At 62.4% G+C, this 21,055-nt stretch carries 20 protein-coding genes and 5 pseudogenes; 11 read left to right on the plus strand and 14 right to left on the minus strand.

What is annotated here, in order from left to right:
- Nucleotides 1-7 precede the first annotated feature (7 nt).
- Together V4R08_RS17700 and V4R08_RS17705 are read right to left on the minus strand one after the other, a co-directional pair.
- Nucleotides 8-421, minus strand: coding sequence for a hypothetical protein (locus tag V4R08_RS17700; protein WP_335580665.1), 414 nt, complete (start codon nucleotides 419-421; stop codon nucleotides 8-10).
- A complete protein-coding gene (locus V4R08_RS17705; protein ID WP_335580666.1) occupies nucleotides 418-1,119 on the minus strand; it encodes a ParA family protein in 702 nt (233 codons plus the stop codon). Before V4R08_RS17705 ends, V4R08_RS17700 begins: the two co-directional genes overlap by 4 nt.
- 600 nt (nucleotides 1,120-1,719) lie before the next feature.
- On the opposite strand from V4R08_RS17705, the gene V4R08_RS17710 reads away from it, so the two are divergent.
- Both V4R08_RS17710 and V4R08_RS17715 read left to right on the plus strand, forming a co-directional pair.
- A complete protein-coding gene (locus tag V4R08_RS17710; RefSeq protein WP_335580667.1) occupies nucleotides 1,720-2,148 on the plus strand; it encodes a hypothetical protein in 429 nt (142 codons plus the stop codon).
- Nucleotides 2,145-4,460, plus strand: a complete 2,316-nt coding sequence (locus V4R08_RS17715) for a relaxase/mobilization nuclease domain-containing protein (RefSeq protein ID WP_335580668.1) — start codon at nucleotides 2,145-2,147, stop codon at nucleotides 4,458-4,460. Before V4R08_RS17710 ends, V4R08_RS17715 begins: the two co-directional genes overlap by 4 nt.
- Nucleotides 4,461-4,482: 22 nt before the next feature.
- On the opposite strand, the pseudogene V4R08_RS17720 reads toward V4R08_RS17715, so the two are convergent.
- Nucleotides 4,483-5,136 (minus strand): annotated as a pseudogene (locus V4R08_RS17720) (NrsF family protein).
- A complete protein-coding gene (locus V4R08_RS17725) occupies nucleotides 5,133-5,729 on the minus strand; it encodes a sigma-70 family RNA polymerase sigma factor (RefSeq protein ID WP_335580669.1) in 597 nt (198 codons plus the stop codon). Before V4R08_RS17725 ends, V4R08_RS17720 begins: the two are co-directional and overlap by 4 nt.
- Nucleotides 5,730-5,971: 242 nt before the next feature.
- Between V4R08_RS17725 and V4R08_RS18305 the strand changes: the two are divergent.
- The 5 genes and pseudogenes from V4R08_RS18305 to V4R08_RS18310 all read left to right on the plus strand — a co-directional run.
- A pseudogene (locus tag V4R08_RS18305) lies at nucleotides 5,972-6,154 on the plus strand (hypothetical protein); the annotation flags it as partial.
- A pseudogene (locus V4R08_RS17730) lies at nucleotides 6,135-6,448 on the plus strand (N-6 DNA methylase); the annotation flags it as partial. The pseudogenes V4R08_RS18305 and V4R08_RS17730, both read left to right, overlap by 20 nt.
- A gap of 467 nt (nucleotides 6,449-6,915) precedes the next feature.
- Entirely contained in the window at nucleotides 6,916-8,205 is a 1,290-nt protein-coding gene (locus V4R08_RS17735; RefSeq protein ID WP_335580670.1) for a DUF2254 domain-containing protein, read from the plus strand.
- Nucleotides 8,202-8,510, plus strand: coding sequence for a TspO/MBR family protein (locus tag V4R08_RS17740; RefSeq protein ID WP_442935709.1), 309 nt, complete (start codon nucleotides 8,202-8,204; stop codon nucleotides 8,508-8,510). Before V4R08_RS17735 ends, V4R08_RS17740 begins: the two co-directional genes overlap by 4 nt.
- Entirely contained in the window at nucleotides 8,507-8,647 is a 141-nt protein-coding gene (locus V4R08_RS18310; RefSeq protein ID WP_442935710.1) for a hypothetical protein, read from the plus strand. The genes V4R08_RS17740 and V4R08_RS18310 overlap by 4 nt, the downstream gene beginning before the upstream one ends.
- A gap of 125 nt (nucleotides 8,648-8,772) precedes the next feature.
- Here V4R08_RS18310 and mug read toward each other — a convergent pair whose 3' ends face one another.
- The 8 genes and pseudogenes from mug to V4R08_RS17780 form a co-directional block, all read right to left on the minus strand.
- The gene (gene mug / locus V4R08_RS17745) at nucleotides 8,773-9,681 is read right to left on the minus strand and encodes a G/U mismatch-specific DNA glycosylase (RefSeq protein ID WP_335580671.1); all 909 of its coding nucleotides are present in this window, start codon (nucleotides 9,679-9,681) and stop codon (nucleotides 8,773-8,775) included.
- Nucleotides 9,682-9,780: 99 nt separating this feature from the next.
- Nucleotides 9,781-10,368, minus strand: coding sequence for a peroxiredoxin-like family protein (locus V4R08_RS17750; RefSeq protein WP_335580672.1), 588 nt, complete (start codon nucleotides 10,366-10,368; stop codon nucleotides 9,781-9,783).
- A gap of 66 nt (nucleotides 10,369-10,434) precedes the next feature.
- Nucleotides 10,435-10,674: a glutathione binding-like protein gene (locus V4R08_RS17755; protein WP_335580673.1), complete on the minus strand. Its 240-nt coding sequence runs from the start codon at nucleotides 10,672-10,674 to the stop codon at nucleotides 10,435-10,437.
- 408 nt (nucleotides 10,675-11,082) lie between these two features.
- Complete coding sequence (locus tag V4R08_RS17760) at nucleotides 11,083-11,268, minus strand: hypothetical protein (protein ID WP_049769479.1); 186 nt, start codon at nucleotides 11,266-11,268, stop codon at nucleotides 11,083-11,085.
- Nucleotides 11,269-11,525: 257 nt separating this feature from the next.
- Nucleotides 11,526-12,518, minus strand: a complete 993-nt coding sequence (locus tag V4R08_RS17765) for a tyrosine-type recombinase/integrase (protein WP_335580674.1) — start codon at nucleotides 12,516-12,518, stop codon at nucleotides 11,526-11,528.
- Complete coding sequence (locus V4R08_RS17770; protein WP_335580675.1) at nucleotides 12,515-13,459, minus strand: tyrosine-type recombinase/integrase; 945 nt, start codon at nucleotides 13,457-13,459, stop codon at nucleotides 12,515-12,517. The genes V4R08_RS17765 and V4R08_RS17770 overlap by 4 nt, the downstream gene beginning before the upstream one ends.
- On the minus strand, nucleotides 13,456-13,635 hold the full coding sequence (locus V4R08_RS17775) for a tyrosine-type recombinase/integrase (protein WP_335580676.1): 180 nt from the start codon (nucleotides 13,633-13,635) through the stop codon (nucleotides 13,456-13,458). The genes V4R08_RS17770 and V4R08_RS17775 overlap by 4 nt, the downstream gene beginning before the upstream one ends.
- A gap of 64 nt (nucleotides 13,636-13,699) precedes the next feature.
- Nucleotides 13,700-14,668 (minus strand): annotated as a pseudogene (locus V4R08_RS17780) (tyrosine-type recombinase/integrase); the annotation flags it as partial.
- A 146-nt stretch (nucleotides 14,669-14,814) separates the two neighbouring features.
- On the opposite strand from V4R08_RS17780, the gene V4R08_RS17785 reads away from it, so the two are divergent.
- From V4R08_RS17785 to istB (V4R08_RS17795), 3 genes are all read left to right on the plus strand, one after another.
- The gene (locus V4R08_RS17785) at nucleotides 14,815-15,534 is read left to right on the plus strand and encodes a class I SAM-dependent methyltransferase (RefSeq protein WP_335580677.1); all 720 of its coding nucleotides are present in this window, start codon (nucleotides 14,815-14,817) and stop codon (nucleotides 15,532-15,534) included.
- A gap of 107 nt (nucleotides 15,535-15,641) precedes the next feature.
- Entirely contained in the window at nucleotides 15,642-17,180 is a 1,539-nt protein-coding gene (gene istA / locus V4R08_RS17790; protein WP_335578153.1) for an IS21 family transposase, read from the plus strand.
- Between the two features lie 15 nt (nucleotides 17,181-17,195).
- On the plus strand, nucleotides 17,196-17,957 hold the full coding sequence (gene istB, locus V4R08_RS17795; RefSeq protein WP_335578154.1) for an IS21-like element helper ATPase IstB: 762 nt from the start codon (nucleotides 17,196-17,198) through the stop codon (nucleotides 17,955-17,957).
- A gap of 327 nt (nucleotides 17,958-18,284) precedes the next feature.
- Here the strand turns inward: istB (V4R08_RS17795) and V4R08_RS18315 are convergent, their stop codons facing one another.
- On the minus strand, nucleotides 18,285-18,560 hold the full coding sequence (locus V4R08_RS18315) for a zincin-like metallopeptidase domain-containing protein (protein ID WP_442935716.1): 276 nt from the start codon (nucleotides 18,558-18,560) through the stop codon (nucleotides 18,285-18,287).
- A gap of 425 nt (nucleotides 18,561-18,985) precedes the next feature.
- On the opposite strand from V4R08_RS18315, the pseudogene istA (V4R08_RS17800) reads away from it, so the two are divergent.
- Nucleotides 18,986-20,185, plus strand: a pseudogene (gene istA, locus V4R08_RS17800) (IS21 family transposase); the annotation flags it as partial.
- 104 nt (nucleotides 20,186-20,289) lie between these two features.
- On the opposite strand, the gene istB (V4R08_RS17805) reads toward istA (V4R08_RS17800), so the two are convergent.
- Nucleotides 20,290-21,051 (minus strand): IS21-like element helper ATPase IstB, encoded by a 762-nt coding sequence (istB, locus tag V4R08_RS17805; RefSeq protein WP_335578154.1) that lies wholly within the window; start codon nucleotides 21,049-21,051, stop codon nucleotides 20,290-20,292.
- Nucleotides 21,052-21,055 lie beyond the last annotated feature (4 nt).

Raw genomic sequence — 21,055 nt, forward strand, 5'->3', positions numbered from 1 at the left:
CTCGCCGTCAAGTTTCGCGCGGAGGCGGCAGGCGGCCGATTCGTTTGAGGTGGTCGTAGACAATGCGGTCGATGATGCGAAGCGGCTGCGTTCGCTCCTCGGCGGCCATTTGGCGAACCACAAGGTCGATCGCATCGGGGAAGCGCAACGCATAGGGCCGAGACGACGATCGCTCGCCGTAGGCGTCGAATGGATTTCGATTGCGGGCTTTCTGAAAGCGCGGCGGCTTCCGTGCGGACGCACTATCCAACGGGGCGGAGCGTGCCGCCGGCGCGATGACCTGATCTTCATACGCCGGCGTCACGACGACCGGCTGGGCCGCGAGGACATCGGGCGCCGCCGAGTTGACCCGATGGGCGCGGAACGCGTCGCGGGGCAGGGGAGGGCGATCCGGCTTTTGTGCAGAGGCGGGATCCGTCATGCGGCGCTGTCGCCCTGGCCGGCGGCTTGGCTTGCCGCGAGTAATTCGCGGACGACCTGATCGGCATTGTAACGGGCCTTTCGGATCGATTCGTCCTTGTCGCTCATCTGGTACAAAGTGCCATGTCCGCTTGTCATGGTGCGATAGGTGATGCGCCGATACAGCGCATTAGCGCAGACGGGTACCTTTTCCGCATCAAGATAGGCGACGACCTCCTTGAGCGGCCGCGTGTTGCGGTCGAGGCTATCGTATTCGTTGAACAGAACGCGATGCTGGCTCATCGGCAACTTTGAAGCGGCTGCGTGCTGTTCGAGATTGCGGATTGTGCGCACGACCTGCGAAGCGTCGAAGGTGTGCACCTTGCAAGGGAGGACGACGAGGTCTGCACGGAGCGCCGACTGGATCAAGACACCGCCATAATAACCTGGGGTGTCGATCACGACGACGTCGTAGCCTTCAAGCCGATCAATCGCTTGGGCGAGAGCTTTGTCATCAGGCGCACGCACGAGGTCCACGCCTCGCGGGCTCAAGCCCCGCGCGACTGACGACGCATGCCATTGGTAGGAAGACCCTTGCGGGTCGGCGTCGACGATGGCGGCTGAATAGCCGTGTTTGGCGAACTCAGCCGCAAGGATAATCGCGACGGTCGTCTTACCACTTCCGCCTTTCGGGTTCGCCACGGCGAAGATGCTCGGCACTTGGTCCTCCCTCGGGGACATTAGGCGCATGTACGAAATGCCAACATACAACATAATGAACATACAGCAATCGCGCATTGTCGATTTCCGGTAGGTTGGCGTTGCTGCTTTGCCGTAATGCGTTGGTTCGGCAGTCCGTCATGTCACAAATGCGGTCATGCCTAATTGTAGCGATGTTGGAATCGGGTGTTGTAGTGTTAGGGCAATCGCGTTTTGCGGTGTTGTGATCTTGTCGAGTTGCGGTGTTCCAGTGTTTCGTTCGTGCGGCGATCGCGAGATGACGCAACGTGGCATTAGCGAGTTGCGGTATTGCCGCAATCAGGAGCTTGTGGAAGGTGCTGCGCGCCATAGGGTTGGAGAGTCCATTCGGACAGCTGTTTCGGACGCCAGCGCCCTTCATTGCGCTGAGCATCTAACATTCAGTGTATTAGATAATGGTTGACAAGATACCGGTTTGTGGGCCAAACCGGGGACGGCTGCTGGCGCAGCCGGGGCGCTATCGCGCGACGCCGGCGTCCTGATGGAACGCTGGCGTATTCGGCTCCGGACCAGCGACAGCGACCAGCGAACTGTGCAAACGGGAAGGGAAGGGGAGCGCCGATGGCCCGCTCCGCCGCAGCACCGCGACGCAAGCCGAGGCTTCGGACCGAGTTGTCGGACGCCGACGAGGCGCGGCTGCAGGCCGCCGTGGTGCTGTTCGGCGTGTCGAAGGCCGAGGTGGTGCGGCGCCTGATCCGCGCGTCGGTGCAGGCCGGTCCGGCTCTGTCAGCCGACAACACGCGCGCCGTCGTCGAGCTCGCCCAGCAGGTCCGAATGGTCGGCCGCAACCTCTCGCAGGTCCTGCGAGCCATCCATCGCGGCCAGGCGGTGCGCATCGAGGACACCGAGCCGGTGTGGCGCGGGCTGCACGAGGTGGTCGCCGCCATCAATGACGAGCTGACCGAGATGACCGTCGCCTATGGCTCGAAGCTGCGATGGCAGGCCGGGCTTTCGCTGCCGGCCGAAGTCGCAATCGAGGACGCCGGATGAACCGGGCCGCGCAGATCGCCTGGTGGGTGGCGCAGGTCGAGGCCGCGCGGACCGCGGTCGGCGCGGCGGCCCAGTCACGGCGGCAGCCGCGGGCCTTCGGCGGCCTTGACGAGGAGCCGCGGCGCCGCGCGGCGCGGGTCGCGCCGCTTCCCAAAGCGCCGCCGGCGGACCAGGTCATTCGCGGGCAGACGATCACCGGCGGCCGCGACGAGGAGCGCTCGCGGTCGCTGCCGGCGTCGTCCGCCGGGGGAGGCGGCGGTGGAGCGGTCACGGCTCGTCCCGCCGCGCAGTCGCCGATCGCCGGGGGGCTCAGTGGGGCAGGGCAGGGCGCGGTCGGCCGGGCACGCCAGCTCGCCGCCGGCTACCAGCCGGCCGTCGTCAAGGTGCTGTCCTACGCGCGGGGTGTCACCCGCGCGACGAAGACCGGGCAGTACGTCCAGCGGGAGGACGTGCCGCTCGAGACCCACGACGGACGCATGCTGACGGACCGCGAGGCCGTCGCCGACGAGATCAAGGCGTGGTCGGTCAACTTCTCGAAGCGGGCGGAGAGCCAGGACGTCGGCGCCGTCCGCTTGACGCTGCGCGGCGTGAAGGACAGCGAGGAGGGACGCGAGACCTACGAGAAAGCGATCGCCGCCGGCTTCGCCGGGCACCGCTACGCCTACCGGCTCGACACGACGTCCTCGGGCGAGCTCGAGGCGCGCCTGGTGATCGCCTTGGCGGGCCCGCCGAAGGAGAGGTTCCGTGTCCGCGAGGAACGCGTTGGTGCCCAGGAGAGCGGCTTCACCCGGAAGCGCTTCGACATGGCGTCGGAGGGGAAGATCAAGGATCGCATCCACGCCACGACCGGCGTCGACATCCAGGCGATCGGCGTGTCGCCGGGGATGACGAACCACGGCCGCAACGGCGTCACCTACCGCCTCAACAAGCTCCTGGACCACGGCGCGGCCGTCGACGACAAGGGCAAGACCATCGCCAACGTCGCTGACACCCGGATTGCGACGCGCGAGTGGGGCCGATCGCTGCGGTCTCAGTCGGTGCGCGACACGATGCACCTGATGCTGTCGGCGAAGGCGGGCACCGACGTCGAGGCGCTGCGGCGCGCCGCGCGCAGCTTCCTGCACGACCGCTTCGGCGACCACAAGTTTATGTTCGGCATCCACGTCGACAAGGAGGCGGCCGGCCACATCCACGTGCACGCCGTCATCGCCGCCAAGAGCGAGTCAGGTCAGAAATTGCACCCGGGCCCGGAGACGTTCCGCGAGTGGCGTGCTGCCTACGCCCAGCACGCCCGGGCCGAGGGGCTACGTATCGTCGCCACGTCGGCGCGGGAACGCGCGTCGTCGCAGAGCTACGGTCCGAAGGACAAGGCCATCGTCGACGCCGCCGACCGGCCGCGCCCGGCGCGCGAGGCAAGGGATCGCGCTTATGCTGCCGATCCCGCCAACCGCCGGCTCATCGACAACGCGCGCCAGCGCATCGCGGTCGCGCGGTCCAACCCGATCCGGTTGCCGATGTCGCCGCCGGACCGCAGGGCGGTGAACGAAAGCGTCGTGGCGTGGCGCACCGTGGCGGCCGAGCAGCCCGCGAACCCGCAAGCGAAGGACATGCTCGAGCGGCTGCTCCTGGCGCAGGCCGTCGGCGGGATCCTGCAGGCGATCGGGAAGCGTGTTGAACACCTGGCAAAGGAGGACGCCACAATGGCGATCACATCGGAGCAGATGGCGAAGGACCTTCGCGTCATGAACGAGGCGGTGTCGCGGACAAGCGACCTGCTCGACGGCCGGAGCAAGCAGCAGTTCCGCGAGACCTCCGCGCGATATCTGGAGACCGTCGCGAACAGAATCGACCTGCAGCGCGCCCAAGAGCGCGGTGTTCAGCAGCTCAGCCGAAGCGAGGTGGAGGCGATCGTCGGGGCGAACGCGGACAGGCTCGTCGCCCGCGCGCAGGACGTCAGCACGCAGGAACGTCGCGAAGCCGCGGCGGCGGAGCGTCTCGCCGATCGCGCTCTCAATGCGGAGCGGCGACAGGAGGCGAACGCGGCGATGGATCCGACCTCGCAGCGGGAGCTCCGCGCCGAGAGGGCGATCGTCGCCGGGTCGCAGCAGTCGGCCGCGAGGGAAGCCCACGAAGCCGCGGCGGCTGCTGACGCGGCGCGCATGATCGCCGAGCACCCCGGCCAGACCAATCCCAACGCCCTGGTCCAGACCGACCCCCTCGCCAAGCTGCGCGCTGAGCAGGAGCGCATCGTGCAAGAGCTGGAGACGACGAAGGGCGAGACGCAATCGATCAAGGGCCAACGCCAGCATTGAGCCGATGACCAGCCTATCCAGATCACCAGCGCAATGCTCGGCGTCCTAATGCGGCGCCGACGACCGTCGAGACCAACACTGCGATGCCGTACCAAACAAATACAAAGGGCATCGTGCTTTCGTCGCAAGAGACGGAATAGACCAACGCCGAGAGCCCGCCCGTCGCGAGCCCCGCGGCGGCTCCGGCCTCGCTAAGCCGGGTCGGGGCCATTCGGCGCATCGCAGCAACGGCACCGGCGAAGATCGGCAGCGCCAGCAGAAGAATCAACTACGGGCATACCGCGGCCGTCTTGACCATCACCAGATGACGCCAGAGATCCCCCGGGTTCATGCCGAGTTGCAGTATCGCCAGCAACGCCATGATCATGGCCGCACCGAAGGCCAAGCGCGCCGGTCCTCGCGCTCTTCCATCCGGCCGGGCCAACCGCAGCATAGCCGTAACGCCGGCGAGCGCGAGTGCAGCGGCGAACGATTCCTTCGCCCAGAACGCCATCGTCGGCAACGCAGCCGCGATGTCGGGCCTTACGCCCCAAAGCCAGAGCACTGCGGCCAGAGAGGCGAGTGCGCAGATTCCAAGCGTCCCAAGCACACGCCGCCACACCGTCGCCCATCCGATGGGCTGCAGATCAAAGGCAAGCCTGTCGACGAGGGCGGGTAACTGTTTGGGGTCGCTCATCGTCCTACCCCCGCAATGCGACGACTGAGCGCCTTGATCGCACGATGGATCGTGACCTTCACGGCCGAAGGGCTGAGCCCTGTGGCGGCGGAAACATACGCGATCGACTGCCCTTCCAGCTTCACCGCGCGGACCAATGCGCGTTGCCGTTCGGGAAGGCTCGCGAGGATCCTCTCGACATCGTCATGGTCCTCTTGCGGTGCGGTACGATCGACGGCGAAGAGAACCTCCGGCGTCTCGTCGAGTGGAAGCGCTCTATGGCGTCTGCTGCTGCGCAGATGATCGATGAGCTTGTAGCGCGCGATCGCATATAGCCAGGCGGTGAATGGCCGGCCCGGCTCGTAGGTCATCAGGCGACGGTGCAGGGCGATCAGCGTCTCCTGAACAAGGTCGTCCGCGGCCGCGCTTTCGGCGAGATGCCGGCGGAACGGTAGGAAGGCTGATCTCCTGCCTGACTCTGGATCATGAGCGACCTGAGCCGCTCCTCGGTTTTCAGCATTTGGTCGTTGTTTTATTCGCTTCCAATGCCCGGAAGTTACAGGCTGAGCTTGCAGCCGAGCCACACCTACAAGCGCAGTATAGATCTTCCGCACCAGATGATCTTCAGGAACCGTGCCGCTAAGCTGGAACTCGCTGAACAGTTGCCTTTCCCGATGAGGGCGCGGTTAGGTTCTTCCCGGAGCGATGGGCCGATGTGGGCGGTAACGACCCGCATTTCACTGGGAGCATAGGGCCTTTTTCTGGGTGCGAACCGCTGCGCAGCAGGGTGCGCGCGGAGGGTGTTTGCGTCTATAGTTCGCGTTGGTTTTGAAGATCGAGGGATTCGCGCGGAAGAATGATCAAGCGGGGGCTAACCGAGCGCGATATCTGCACCAAGTTCATTCCTGCCGGCCGTCAGCGTGCCGGCTGGGACGAGATGATGACCCAGGTTCGGGAGGATGTCTATTACACCAAGGGCCGTATCATCGTGCGCGGCCAGCCGGTGACGCGCAAGGCGAACCGACGACATCTGGTTCTACGAGCACCGCGTGCCGGAAGGCCAGAAGGCCTATTCAATGACCAAGCCGATCCGGCTGGAGACTTTTCAAGGCTGTATCGACTAGTGGGGCGGCAAGGGCCGCGAGGAGACGCCGCAGGCATGGCGTGTCACCGCCGACGAGGTAAAGGCGCGCGGGCTAACAATCTCGACATCAAGAACCCGCACGCCGTGGCCTACGATCACGGCGACCTGGAAACCCTGTTGGCCGACCTCGCCCGCGCCGAGGCCGAGACGGCGGGCTTGCGCGATCAGTTGAAGGTGATCCTCGCCGACCTTTCTTCGATGAGAGATGGCCCGATGAACGCGGATCGCCTTAAGCGTTATGAACGGATCGCCGACGCGCCCGGCGCGATTGCGCGCCTGCGGCGCTTTCTTTCTCAACCTCGCCGTGCGCGGCAAGCTCGTGCTGCAGGACGCGGACGACGAGCGGTGGCGTGCGTTGAGGAGAACCAGCGCGGGCAAGCCCACCCCGCGATCAACGACGCGGATTTCGCGGTCCTGCCCTTTCCCCTCCCACCTCTTGCTGAGCAATATCGCATTGTTGCCAAGGTCGATGCGCTGATCGCGCTCTGCGACCGGCTGGAGGCGAGCCTCACCGCCGCCGCCGCCGCCACCTGCTGGACGCTCTGCTCGCCGAGGGAGCTGGCGCCGGCCGAGGACCGCGACACTTTCGATTCCGCATCGCCAGACGCAAAACCGGTTCCCACTATTGCTGACGATGCTTCGGAGGCCGCGGAATGATGGCGCGCTGGCAATGGTTGCTGCTCTTGTTTTCGCGCAAGCTCTGGCTGCGGGTTACGCTGTTCGGTCTGGCTGGCGTCGCCACAGCCGTCGCCGGCATTTTTTTCGCCCCTTATGTTCCCGACACTTGGACAATCACAATCGGCGCGAAGGCGATCGACGGAGTTCTCAACGTGCTGGCGTCGAGCATGCTTGCCGTGACGGTGTTCTCCGTCAGCACGATGGTTGCAGCCTATGGCGCGGCGACGAACAACGTGACGCCGCGCGCCACGCGCCTGCTGATGGAGGACAACACCAGCAAGAACGTGCTTGGCACCTTCATCGGTTCGTTTCTGTTCAGCCTCGTCGGCATCATCGCGTTGAGCACCGGACTTTATGGCGATCAGGGGCGCGCGGTGTTGTTGGTGGCGACGATCGGCCTGATTGCGCTGATTGCCGTCACAATTCTGCGTTGGGTCGATTACCTCGCGCGGTTCGGCCGGCTCGGCGAGACGATTGAACGCGTGGAGGAGGCGACATGGAAGGCGATGAAGACGCGCCTTGCGTATCCTAATCTTGGCGGGCGCCGCCCGATGGTTCGCGGCGGGGACGTTCCCGAAAGCGCGCTGCAGGTGTTCTCGGAAGCGATCGGCTACGTTCAGCATGTGGATGTGCCAGCGCTTGAGGATTGCGCAAAGAAGTCCGGAGTTCAGGTCTTCGTCACGGCGCTGCCTGGCGTTTTCGCCGATCCAGCAAGGCCTGTCGCCATGGTGGTCGGGCCTGAGGACGACGACATCCGCAAGGCGGTCGCCAAGGCCTTCACGATCGGAGCGGAACGTACCTTCGATCAGGACCCGCGCTTCGGCCTCTGCGTGCTGGCCGAGATTGCTTCTCGCGCGCTGTCTCCCGCCGTCAACGATCCCGGAACGGCTATCGACGTGATCGGACGCGCCGTCCGGCTGCTGGCGCAATGGGGGCGCTTCGACGATTCGGGAGCCGACGCTAAGATTGACTGCCCACATGTATGGGTTCCTGCGATCGAGGTCGGCGACATGTTCGATGATGTATTCGCGCCGATAGCGCGGGATGGTGCCGGGATGGTGGAGATTCATCTCCGGCTTCAGAAGGCGTTCCTCGCGCTGGTGGGTGCCGACCGCGCCGCGTTCAGCGTCGCCGCAACGAGGCATTCAGAAGCTGCGCTGACGCGGGCCGGTGCGGAGTTGAAGCTGGAGCCGGAAAGGCTTGCCGTGCGAGAGGTGGCCGCGAAGATTTCGGGTGAAAGGAAGCACCGGGAACACCGCACATCATGAACCGCATCCTTCCGCTGATACTGTTTCTCATTATCGTGATAGGCGGTGGTCTGGCCATCGGCGTCCTGACCGCGCCGGGCGAATGGTATTCGGCGCTCGCAAAGCCTGCCTTCAACCTGCCGAACTGGCTGTTTGCGCCGGTTTGGACGCTGCTCTACAGCTTGATCGCCATCGCCGGCTGGCGTGTCTTTGAGCGAAATCGCGACGGCTGGCCGATGAAGCTGTGGTGGGCGCAGCTCGTGCTTATTTCCTGTGGTCGCCGACCTTCTTCGCCGCGCACCAGATCGGCGCCGCGCTCGCAGTGATCCTGCTGCTGCTCGCCGTCATCCTCGCCTTCATTGCCACAGCATGGCGGCAGGATCGCGTGGCGACGTGGCTGTTCCTTCCTATGCTGCCTGGGTCGCCTTCGCCTCGGCGCTCAACGCTTCCATCTTCGCGTTGAATTAGGGTGTTTGGATCGGCTCGCGCATGGCCCGGATCGTCCTGCTCGCCAAGGGTCGATCAATGCCACGGCGTCGAATGTGAGCACCAACTGTGGGCGGCTGGCATAGGCGCGTCGCTGCCTGTTCATGCGCTCGCGATCTGGCTGGCCATAGGAAGACGAACGAACCCGTTCAGCAGGGTGTACCAATCGGACGGTAAAAGGCCATCATCGAGCGCGGGCGCAAGGACAGCGGGCGGCATCGGCCGCTGATCACGGATCATCACGCTTTCGGACAGGCGGACATTCTCTGGCCTATGCCTGCGAAGGAGCTCTTTGCGTTCCGGCTCGGCGATCCGCACTAAATCAAGCAAGCCCTCGGTACTCATCAAACCATGCTCGATGAGCGAAGCCAGATTGTCGGCCTCTGCAAGGTGATAGAGGTTTTTGATGGGGTGCCTCATGCGTTGCGCGGCTCGGCCGCCTCCCCCCGCCGCGCGGCGTCGTTTATCTCCTGCAACAGCCACCGTTGATCGCACTGAACTGAGCCGTGCCAGCACCATGCGGAGTTCGGCGTAGGCGCTTACCAGGGCGCCGAGCGTGAAGCTGAGGTTGCGGCCGCTTGGATTGGGGAGGAGCCACGCAGTCGTATCGGCAAACTCCGCCCACTGCCGGCCCCATGCGGGATCCGGTTGGCCGGTCATGATCGAGAACGCGCGCTTTCCAAGAAAGGCGATTGCGCGTGGCGCGTATTGGCGCACCTTTGCCTCGAACGAGTGCCATGCTTGCTGGAATTCCTCGGGCGAAACGTTCTGCGCGCGATTGGTCGGTCTGAGAACAACGACGGTAATGCCGCAGCGATATTCGAGCAGCCGACGCTCGTTCTGTGGCTGCAGGCGTACATCGGTGAAGCCGGCGAGATGCAGCGCAGGCCAGAAACGATTGCTTGAGTTCGAGAAGTTATGGCCCGCAATCGCCGCGCTCAAAGCAGGATTGACGCCACAGAAGATGACATCGAGGCCTCTGGCAAGAATGTCTGGATCGTAAGTGACCAAGCCGACCTCACAATTTTCTGCGTTATCGCGTTACCAGCGCTATTTGTCGGCAAACACGAGTTCGGCCAATACCGGCAAAACCGTCGCCGGCTCGGAACGCTAGTCGTAGTCCGCAGCGACGTTCGCAAAAACGATGACGCCATCTTGACCAACGACGTAACGGGCCTGCATGGACAAAATCCATGGGCCTGTCCCGCGCAATGTGACGAGATCGGCCCCAAGGGCGTTTTCGATCAGGCTCGCGTCTTCTGGAGCCCAGCGAATGCCGAACTGCTCGGCGACCTCGCCGTTCACATCATCGACGATCGGGAATCCGAAATTCGTCGTCTGTCTGAGGCGCTGCCGGGCGGTCGCCTCCAGGCCATGCGTTATCACAACGATGGAAGCATTGGCTTTGCGGATGTCTGGGATGATTTGCTCAAGACCGAGCAGGTCTTGCTGGCAATACGAGCACCACAGTCCGCGATAGAAGTTCACGATCAGCGGACCACGCAGCAAGAGTTCGGAGGAATTGACACGGCCTAGGTCGGGGTCTGTTAGAGCAAATGTGGGAACTTTATCGCCAACTTGGTGGACCCGTCTTTTCTCCTCGTCGGCTATGAGGTCCGCGACGGCCGCGTAGCGTTCGCGGTGTTGATCGGCATCGAGCCGGAGATAGAGCCCGGCAAGCGCATCACGAAGCGACATGTCAGTCCTCGGTGTTACATGCAGCGGATCAAGTCCGCCCCATTGATTGCTGGATCGATGGATCGCTCACGCTGCGAAGCTGTAGGGGCCGCCGCGCACCAGGGCAGTCTTATAGGCGGGGCGAGCCTGGAACCGCCTCACCCAACCCACGACGTTGGGATACTCGGCGACACCGATGCGTGCGGCCGCCAACTCCCCAACGAAACTTAACTGGATGTCCGCCGCCGTGAAATCCTTCCCGAGAATGTATTCGCGGTCTTCGAGGGCGCCGTCGATGTAACGGAGCTGAAGGGCGGACCTCTTCATCAAGGCGCACCAAAGCCGCAGCGGCGGCATCACCGACCCGGGCGACGTTGATCCTGACGAATCCCCTTGCGCATTTCCAGAACTGGAGAAAGCGCGATGAGATACGAATACGAGTGGCCGCTGCGCTACCCCCAATCCAGATCTCAATGAAGCGCTGGAAATAGCGCTCGATTACCTGCAAGGCACTGGCCAAGTAGAGCCTCGGGATGGCGCCGAGCATTTGGTTGCCGCCAGCATCTTGTCCGCATGGTCGGGAGGAATGACGCTTCGCATACGCTTGGCCAATGCCGGCATCCGCGCTGTCGAGCAGAAGGGACCGTTCATGCCACATCCCCAAACGGACGAAAACCGCCAGCCCCGTTATGGGCACTGACGGCTCTTCCTCGCATTGGCACGCACGTAAACTCTCTATGGCAGAATGTCGCTCCGTCCCGGCTTGGCGTACTTGATACTGCCGTCGCTATTCTTCATCTTCTCGTCCAGCTCTTTTTCCTTTTCCTTGGTCAGCTCTTCCATGGTCTTGCCGAGGGTCTTCTTTGGGTCCTCCTTCGGCTGTCCTGCTGGAGGGAAGTTCGTGCTGCTATCGTTGCCCATGTACATCTCCTTTGCGCTAGACATACGAGATAACCGGCGCGGCCCAGATGCGTTCCGAGGGAACTGCGGTTCCATTCTGCGCATTAGCGGGTTCCGGCGTCAGACTGAAGCGCCTCCAAGCCTATGAGCCCTTCCGCTCCAATGACCGTTATGCCGATATCGGCATAACGTGCATTATGCCGTAAGATGGATTATGCCGCATGGCCGAGCTTTGCAGCGAGCAAACCGGTTCTGGGCCATGCGGCAGTTCGGCATAATCAGAGCGCTTCGAGGAAGGCGAGCAGTTCGTCGCTGGGGCGATATCGTCCAGGATGCGTTTCGGGGCTAGCGACCTGAGAGAGCGCCTTTTCCTTCAACCGCATGTCGGCGTGGATATAGATCTGGGTTGTTTCCACGGATTCATGCCCGAGCCATAGTGCGATCACGGATTGATCGACACCGTGATGGAGCAACTCCATCGCCGTACTATGGCGCAGCGTGTGCGGCGTGACGCGTTTGCTTGCGAGGCTGGGGCAAGCTCGCGATGCCGTTAGGCAATGCTTGCGTACCAGATGTTCCAAAGCGTCACGGCTGAGCCGCTCGCCCCGGATCGACGGGAACAACGGCCCGTCGCTTTCAAGGCGTTCGCCTATCCAGGCCTGGATCAGTTTGGACGTATCGCGACGCAGAGGCGTGCTGCGTTCTTTTCGTCCCTTGCCGATGCAGCGGATGTGAGCGCCAGTGCCAAGTACCACATCCTTGCAGCGCAGGCTGGTCAGTTCGGAAGCCCGCAACCCGGTCTGAAGTGCAAGCACCAGCAAGACGTGATCACGCCGCCCCACCCACGTCGTCCGATCCGGCGCCGCAAGCAGGGCCGCTATCTCCTCAGCGTCGAGGAACGTCACGCTCCGCTTCACGTATCGCTTGTTGGGCATTGAGAGAATGCGCTGGCAATGAAGAAGCCAACTCGGGTCAGTCAATGCAACGTAGCGGAAGAATGAGCGGATGGCGGCAAGGCGCGTATTTCGGGTGCGTGCTGTGTTGCCTCGCGCCGTTTCGACATAGGTCAGGAAGTCGGCAACGAGATCGGCATCGAGATCTTCGATCGTCAGCTTCGTGGGCGGCTTTCCACACCGTGCGCTCGCATACCGGATCAGCAGCCGGAATGTGTCCCGATAACCGGCGACGGTATGACGGCTCGCCTCCATCTGCGTGCAGAGCCGATCGGTGAAGAAGCGCTGGATCAGCGCAGGGAAGGTGGTCGCCTTCATTGGATTTCTGCCTCCATGGCCGCGCCTGTTATTCGAGCGGAGGCCAACTCCAGCAGTTCCGGAACCGCTTCCAAATACCAGTATGTATGGGCGGGGTTCGCATGACCGAGCCATGTCGTGAGCTTGATCATCTCGCGGCCAACATCTTTGCCTGACCGATACCAGCCCAGCATGGTCCGCACCGCGAAGGTGTGACGAAGATCGTGGATCCGCGGGCCACGGCCATGCCGAAGATAAAGCTGCGGCTCTCGCAGCCCGATCTGTTGGCAAACATGCGCGAAGTTGTAGCGCGCACCGCAATCTCCAAGCCGATGCCCCTCGCAGGTCACGAAGAATGCTTCCGGCCTGCGCCCGAGCAGCCGGTCCCGCTCGCGACCATATCTTTCCAGTTGCATCACGACGCTTAGGTCCAACGGTAGCAGGCGTTCCTTGCCAAGCTTGCCCTGACGGACATGAAGCACTCCGGATCCAACATCGAGATCGGCAGGGTCGAGACCGAGAGCTTCGCTGATCCGGAGGCCGGTCACGGCGATCAGGCCGAAGAGCGTCGAGCAGGTTAGGCCGCGTATGCCGTAGACCGATGGCAGTATCCGCGCATGCTCGATGATCGCAACGATTTCGGATTCACTATAAATATATGGATGCACACGTTGAACGCGACCGGGCACCAGTCCCCGGGGCGGTGCCTCGTGCTTCGGGTCCATCCCGTGCAACCATTCGGCAAATTGGCGGGCTACCCTGAAGCGTGTTGCCCGAGTTCCTGGAGTGGCGGAGGGCAAGCTTTCGAGCCAGCGCATGACCAGATTGGTGTTGACGTACTCCAGGTCATCGCGGTCGGCGAAGGTGGCGAAGCGACGTAGAATTCGCTCATCGGTGCTCAGATTGGCGCCGAGCTGTCTTCTGACAGTCAGATAGCGGTCAAGTTCGGTAAGGAAGCTCATCGTGCCACCTCCGCGACAGGCCAGGGCTGGGCGATGGAGCGCAATCCGTCCGTGTCAAGCTTCGCGTAGATCATCGTCGTCGCCCGCGACCGATGCCTCAGCAGATCGCCAATCTCTTCCAGCGAGGCCCCGGCGCGAACCATGTTCGTCGCCAGGCTGTGGCGCAGGATCCACATAGGGTGTCGGCGGCTTCACTCCTGTCGCCGCAAATGCCTCCTTCAATATGTCGTTGACGACCTGGCTATCCTTGAACGGGCGGTTTGGTGCTCGCAGCGTAACGAACAGCGTGCGGGTGGTTGCAGAGGTTCGGTCCTCCCGTAGATATTTACTGATCGCTTCACCCACGTCGGTCGGGATCGGCAGTCGATCATGGCGCTGTCCTTTTCCGCGAACCAGCAGTTCCCCTGCGCGCCAGTCTATATCGTCGAGTTGGATTGCCATGACCTCGAGCGCGCGTAGGCCAAGGCGGGCCATCAGCAACAGCATTGCGTAGTCGCGGGCTCCACGCCGCGGATTGGCGCGCACCGATGCCAGAACGGTCTCCACCTCGTCGGGCGACAGATGACGCGGAAGCCTTGCGCCCCAGGGCTTATGCGCCCGGGGTACACAGAGCGACAGGTTCGTATTCGTGAAGCCCTGTGCGAACAGATACTGGAAGAAGCTGCGCAAATGTGTGGCCGGCGTCTTGTCGCGGAACGGGCGCTTGCGCGCTAGGAGGTACTCCATGAATGACACGACATCCCGGGCGTTCAGCGCCGGCAGATCGAGCATATGGTCGCCGAAGCGATGATCGAGAAAGCGATCCGCGAACCGCAGCACATGATAGACCGAGCGAGGGCTGAGGCCGCGCTGCCGCAGAAGATAGGTTTCAAAGTTGCCCAGCAGTTCGTGACGCTCGGCCTGCGCAGGCGTAAGGAGGGGTCGTGTCGCCACTCCTAGCTCAATAAGATGCGCAACGAACAGCCTGGCGAGATTAGGGATTTTGATCTGGCTCTTCGGCGTGGCGGGCAACCGCCGTCCAAATTCGACGGCAAGGTCTGGCGTCAGCGCCGACGGTTCAATGCCCTCGGCTTCGAGCAAGCGACCAAAACGGCGAAGAAGGTAGCGATAATTTTCGAGCGTAGCCGGCTTGTAGTTCTTCGATGAAAGGCTTTTCTCGAACGATACGAAGTAGGGGTCGAGGCAGGTCGTCTGATTAAATATTTCCATTTCTTGTGCTCCATATTGTTGGAGCGACAATCTTCACGCCAAAGCCATATCTTTTAACCAGGTTTGCGGCCGCTTCCGACCGAGGACATTTGACGTGCGGTTCGCGTTGTCTGCAAGCTGCCTTACGCAGCAGATAGGAGGCGTCGATGGGCGACACTGCGCATTTCGATCGACGGGGACCGAGCTACGACCAGGACGAAACGCACAAGCGGATTGTCGAACTTTTACTCGCTCCCTTCACATTCGTGCGTGACGAACGAGTGTTGGACTTGGCAACCGGCACCGGCCTGGTCGCGTTGCAGGTCGCCAAGCTCCTGGGATCGTCCGGATGGGTCATCGGCTTGGACAACTCTGCAGGGATGCTGGCAGCAGCGCGTCGCAGCGCGGAAGCGGCGCAGCTAAGCAACGTTCAGTTCGAGTTGGGAGATGCCGAGAAGCCAAGCTTTGACGATTTTAGCTTCGATCGCCTGTTCTGCGGGTCTGCCCTGGTGCTGATGTCGGATATTCTTGCCGCCTTGCGGCGCTGGCATGATCTGCTCAAGCCCGGAGGCACAATCGCGTTTGATACGCCAAGCAAGCCCTTCGGCTTCTCGCAGCGAGCATCGGAAGCGGCGCTCCGTCATGGGGTGGAGCTAAGTTACGGCGAGGTGGCGGACACGCCCGGGAAATGCTGCGCTCTCGTCGAGCAAGCTGGTTTTGAGGTAGTCAGCGTTCGTAAGGAGGTTGCCAGTGTCGCTCCGATCGCACTCAGTCAGGTGATCGCGATGTATGATGAGCGCTTAGATCATCCGGCTTGGCTGCGTGTTTCGCGGGATCGTGAGCACCGATTTCAGATGATCGTGAGCAGGGATTTCGCGGGATCGTGAGCAGCGATTTCAGGCGATCGTGAGCACCCCTTTCGCGGGTGCCTGACGCTTCGGCCGACAAACTCAACCGGGTTACGGGTTCCTCATTCAACCGATGAGGAAGCCCGATGCCTACCGAGAGATTGTCGATGCGCCGGATCAGAGAAGTTTTACGTTTGAGGCACCAAGGGTTGACCGAGCGGGTCATCGCGCGGACCTTGGGGGTGAGTAATGGCGTGGTCCATGGCTACGTGCGGCGAGCGCGCCTGGCGGGGCTCGCCTGGCCACTTCCGGAAGGAATGGACGACGATGGCTTGGAACTGTTGCTATTCCCGGCACCGGCGTCAGCGTCGCAAAGCGACCGGCGCCCGATACCGGACTGGGCTTTTGTCGAGAAGGAGCTTCGCCGCCGCAGCGTGACGCGCCTGCTGCTCTGGGAAGAGTATCGCGCCGCCAATCCGGACGGCTTTGGCTACACCTGGTTTTGCACGACCTTCGAGGCCTGGAAGAACCGCGTGCGCCCGTCGATGCGCCAGACCCACATCGGCGGGGAGAAGGTGTTCGTTGATTTTGCCGGCGACACCATCGACGTCGTCGATCCGATCACCGGCGAAGCGCACGCCATGAAGCTGTTCGTCGCGGCGATGGGAGCCTCGAACTACACCTACGCCGAGGCTTGCCCAAGCGAGAGCCTGTCCGACTGGATCGGCGTGCATACCAACCTGTTCAGGTATCTCGGCGGCGTGCCGAAGTTCGTGGTCTGCGATAATCTCAAGGCCGCCGTGACCAACCCCGATCGCTACGATCCCGGGATCAACCGAACCTATGCCGAGATGGCCGGTCATTACGGCACCGCGATCCTTGCGGCGAGGCCGAGACGACCGAAGGACAAGGCCAAGGTCGAGGTCGCCGTCCAGATCGCACAGCGCTGGATTTTGGCGCGCCTGCGCAATCAACGGTTCTTTTCCCTGGCAGAGCTGAATGCTGCGATTCGTACCCTGGTTGTCGAGCTCAACGCCCGGCAGATGCGCGGATTCGGCACCAGCCGTGCCGAACTGTTTGCCGAGGTCGACCGTCCCAAGCTGGGGGAGTTGCCGGAGCAGCCCTATGTCTTTGCGCGCTGGAAGCGTTGCCGCGTCGCCCCCGATTATCACGTCGAGGTCGATGGCCATTGGTATTCCACGCCGTATCGCCTGATCCGTGAACTCGTCGATGTTCGCATCACCGACAAGACGGTCGAGATCTTCCACAAGGGCCAGAGGATTGCCAGCCACCCGCGTGCGCCGAACCGGCGCGGCCACACCACAATTGCCGACCACATGCCGAGCGCGCATCGCCGCTACGGCAAGTGGACGCCGGGAGGGCTGATCGCCGCCGGCGAGAAGATCGGCCCATCGACCGCGGCGTTTTTCCAGGCCGTCATCGCGGCCCGGCCGCATCCAGAACAAGGCTTTCGCACCTGCCTCGGCATCCTGGCGCTGACCAGGAGCTACGACGATGCCCGCATCGACGCCGCCTGCCGGCGCGGCATCCTGATCAAGGCGCATTCCGTCGCCTCGATCCGTTCGATCCTCAAGAACGGACTGGATCGCGCATTCCTCGACGAGGCAACCGACGACCACCCCCTGCGCCACGGCAACATCCGCGGTCAGGACTATTTCCACTGAACCCTGGAGATCCCTATGCTGACACATCCTACCCACGAACGGCTGATCACGCTCGGCTTGACCGGCATGGCCAAGGCCATGGAGGAACAACGACGATCACCCGATCTCAACGCGCTGTCGTTCGAGGAGCGCGTCGGCTTGCTGGTTGATCGCGAGGCCGCAGAGCGCGACACCAAACGTCTCACCACCCGCCTCAAATTCGCAGCCCTTCGGCAAAACGCATGCGTGGAAGATATCGACCTGCGCACGCCGCGCGGCATCGATCGCGCTGTGTTCGCCAAATTGATCGCCGGCGATTGGATCGCCCGTCATCAGAACCTGCTGATCACCGGGGCAACCGGGCTCGGCAAAAGTTGGATTGCCTGTGCACTTGGCCACAAGGCCTGTCGCGACAATCGATCGGTCCAATACCATCGCGTGCCCCGCCTGTTCGAGGCGCTCGCGCTGGCCCGCGGCGACGGCCGCTATGGCCGCCTGCTCAAAACCATCAGCCGCGTGCAGCTGCTGGTACTCGACGATTGGGGCCTGTCGGTGCTCAACCCGTCAGAGCGACGCGACCTTCTCGAGATCCTCGATGATCGCCACGGTCGCGCCTCCACCGTCGTCACCAGCCAGGTCCCGGTCGATCAATGGCACGCCGTCATCGGCGACCCAACATTGGGCGACGCCATCCTGGACCGCCTCGTTCACAACGCCCACCGCCTCCAACTCAGCGGAGAAAGCATGCGAAAACAGAACGCGCGAAACAGAACGCTTGACGAAGCCGCGAACCCCTGAACCAATCACCAAGTCGGCCAAAGCGGCTGCTCATGATCGCCTGAAATGTCTGCTCACGATCAAATGAAACGAGCGCTCACCATCGAGTGAAATCGCCGCTCACGATCACCGAAATGCGCAGCTTGGCGCGGTATCAAGGAAACCAAACCGGATATCCGTGCGGCGATAAGGACCGACTACATTCGCAGCGCCACTGCGGACGCCGTGAACGGCAACGTTCCGAACGAAGTTGCCCTCTGCTTCACTACCGCCCGAAAGGGGTAATTCGATCGCAGCAAGGACTGCTCCTGTCCGCTTGAGCCTTGAAGCCGACAGGCAGCTAACCACCTAACTTCGTGGTTTCCTGATGGCTCTGATTATGCCGAACTGCCGCTTGGCCCAGAACCGGTTTGCTCGCTGCAAAGCTTGGCCATGCGGCATAATCCATCTTACGGCATAATGAACGCTTTCATGGAGGTTGGTGGCATAAAAGTACTCCGCGGTCCTGAACTGCGACGGGTCGGGCAGATGTATGCGGTCGCAGCTCGTATCGTAGAAGGCGCGATTGCCTCCTATGAAGATGTTGGCCCAGATCGCCTTGATGAACGCATCGACGGCGGGGATAGGGTCGACTGAGGCAGAATCTCAACGCCGCGGTTCAGCGAGCAGCTGCCGCGCTTTCTTGAGGGGTCGTAGTTCATTGAATTAAGCTGGTTAGCTTTAAATGTTGGAACTAAGCGGGCAGTTGGTGGTTCCCTGCTGGATATAACCTTACTAGGGGCCCGACATGGACACTACAACGCTCATCATCATCATTGTAATCGTGCTTCTCATTGGCGGTGGCGGCTACTATGGCCGCGGACGCTGGTTTTGAACGGCGAAGCGTTATCCGAGCAGTTGCGGTAAGAACGGCACGCACTCATCGCTCTGCTGGGTGTCATTCGGCCTGCAATATTGACCCCCTAAGCCGGGGGATCGGCGTCCAAAATTGACCCCCTACAGGTTGGTCTGTTGCGCTGCCTGCTTTGTCATGAAGCAGGTGGTCGGGGATGCTGATCGTGGAGACAATTGCCCGGATACGGCGCGAGCACTTCATCAAGGGCAAGACGATCAAGGAGATCGCCCGTGACCTGAAGGTGTCGCGGAACACGGTCCGGAAGGTGCTGAGGTCAGGCGAGACCTCGTTCGAGTACGAGCGTGTCATCCAGCCGCGGCCGAAGCTGGGACGGTGGGCGGCAGAACTCGACGGATTGTTGTCAGGGAACGCAGGCAAGTCGGCTCGCGAACAGCTGACGTTGATCCGGATCTTCGAGGATCTCCGCGGCCGCGGCTATGATGGCGGTTACGACGCCGTGCGACGTTACGCCAGGCGATGGAGCAAGGAGCGCGGACAATCGACGGCTGCGGCTTATGTCCCGCTGAGCTTTGCGCCGGGAGAAGCCTATCAGTTTGACTGGAGCCACGAGGTCGTCCTGCTCAATGGCGTGACGGTGATCGTGAAGGCCGCCCATGTCCGGCTCTGCCACAGCCGGATGCTGTTCGTGCGGTGCTATCCGCGCGAGACGCAGGAGATGGTGTTCGATGCCCACGACCGGGCGTTCGCTCTGTTCAAAGGCACCTGCGTGCGCGGCATCTACGACAACATGAAGACGGCCGTGGAGACGATCTTCGTCGGTAAAGGTCGTTTCTACAATCGCCGCTTCCTGCAGATGTGCAGCCATTATCTCGTCGATCCGGTTGCCTGTACGCCAGCGTCGGGTTGGGAGAAGGGCCAAGTCGAGAACCAGGTTGGGCTTGTCCGGGAACGCTTCTTCACACCCCGGCTGCGGTTCAAGAATCTCAACGAGTTGAACGCCTGGCTGCTGGACAAGTGCATCACCTACGCCAAGGCGCACAGGCATCCAGAACTGCCCGAACAGACGGTCTGGGAGGTGTTCGAAGCCGAGCGGCCGAAGCTCGTTCCCTATGCGGGCCGGTTCGACGGATTCCACGCGGTGCCGGCATCGGTCTCAAAGACCTGCCTGGTGCGCTTCGACAACAACAAATACTCGGTCGCAGCCAGCGCCGTCGGACGGCCTGTCGAGGTTCATGCCTATGCCGACCGGATCGTGATCCGCCAGGACGGACGCATCGTTGCCGAGCATCCCCGCTCATTCGGTCGTGGCGAGACCACCTACGATCCCTGGCATTACGTACCGGTGCTAGTTCGCAAACCCGGTGCTTTGCGCAATGGTGCGCATTTCGGTGATCGTGAGCGGCGATTTCACTCGATGGTGAGCGCTCGTTTCATTTGATCGTGAGCAGACATTTCAGGCGATCATGAGCAGCCGCTTTGGCCGACTTGGTGATTGGTTCAGGGGTTCGCGGCTTCGTCAAGCGTTCTGTTTCGCGCGTTCTGTTTTCGCATGCTTTCTCCGCTGAGTTGGAGGCGGTGGGCGTTGTGAACGAGGCGGTCCAGGATGGCGTCGCCCAATGTTGGGTCGCCGATGACGGCGTGCCATTGATCGACCGGGACCTGGCTGGTGACGACGGTGGAGGCGCGACCGTGGCGATCATCGAGGATCTCGAGAAGGTCGCGTCGCTCTGACGGGTTGAGCACCGACAGGCCCCAATCGTCGAGTACCAGCAGCTGCACGCGGCTGATGGTTTTGAGCAGGCGGCCATAGCGGCCGTCGCCGCGGGCCAGCGCGAGCGCCTCGAACAGGCGGGGCACGCGATGGTATTGGACCGATCGATTGTCGCGACAGGCCTTGTGGCCAAGTGCACAGGCAATCCAACTTTTGCCGAGCCCGGTTGCCCCGGTGATCAGCAGGTTCTGATGACGGGCGATCCAATCGCCGGCGATCAATTTGGCGAACACAGCGCGATCGATGCCGCGCGGCGTGCGCAGGTCGATATCTTCCACGCATGCGTTTTGCCGAAGGGCTGCGAATTTGAGGCGGGTGGTGAGACGTTTGGTGTCGCGCTCTGCGGCCTCGCGATCAACCAGCAAGCCGACGCGCTCCTCGAACGACAGCGCGTTGAGATCGGGTGATCGTCGTTGTTCCTCCATGGCCTTGGCCATGCCGGTCAAGCCGAGCGTGATCAGCCGTTCGTGGGTAGGATGTGTCAGCATAGGG

The sequence above is a fragment of the Nitrobacter sp. NHB1 genome, from assembly GCF_036964665.1.
GTDB lineage: Bacteria > Pseudomonadota > Alphaproteobacteria > Rhizobiales > Xanthobacteraceae > Nitrobacter.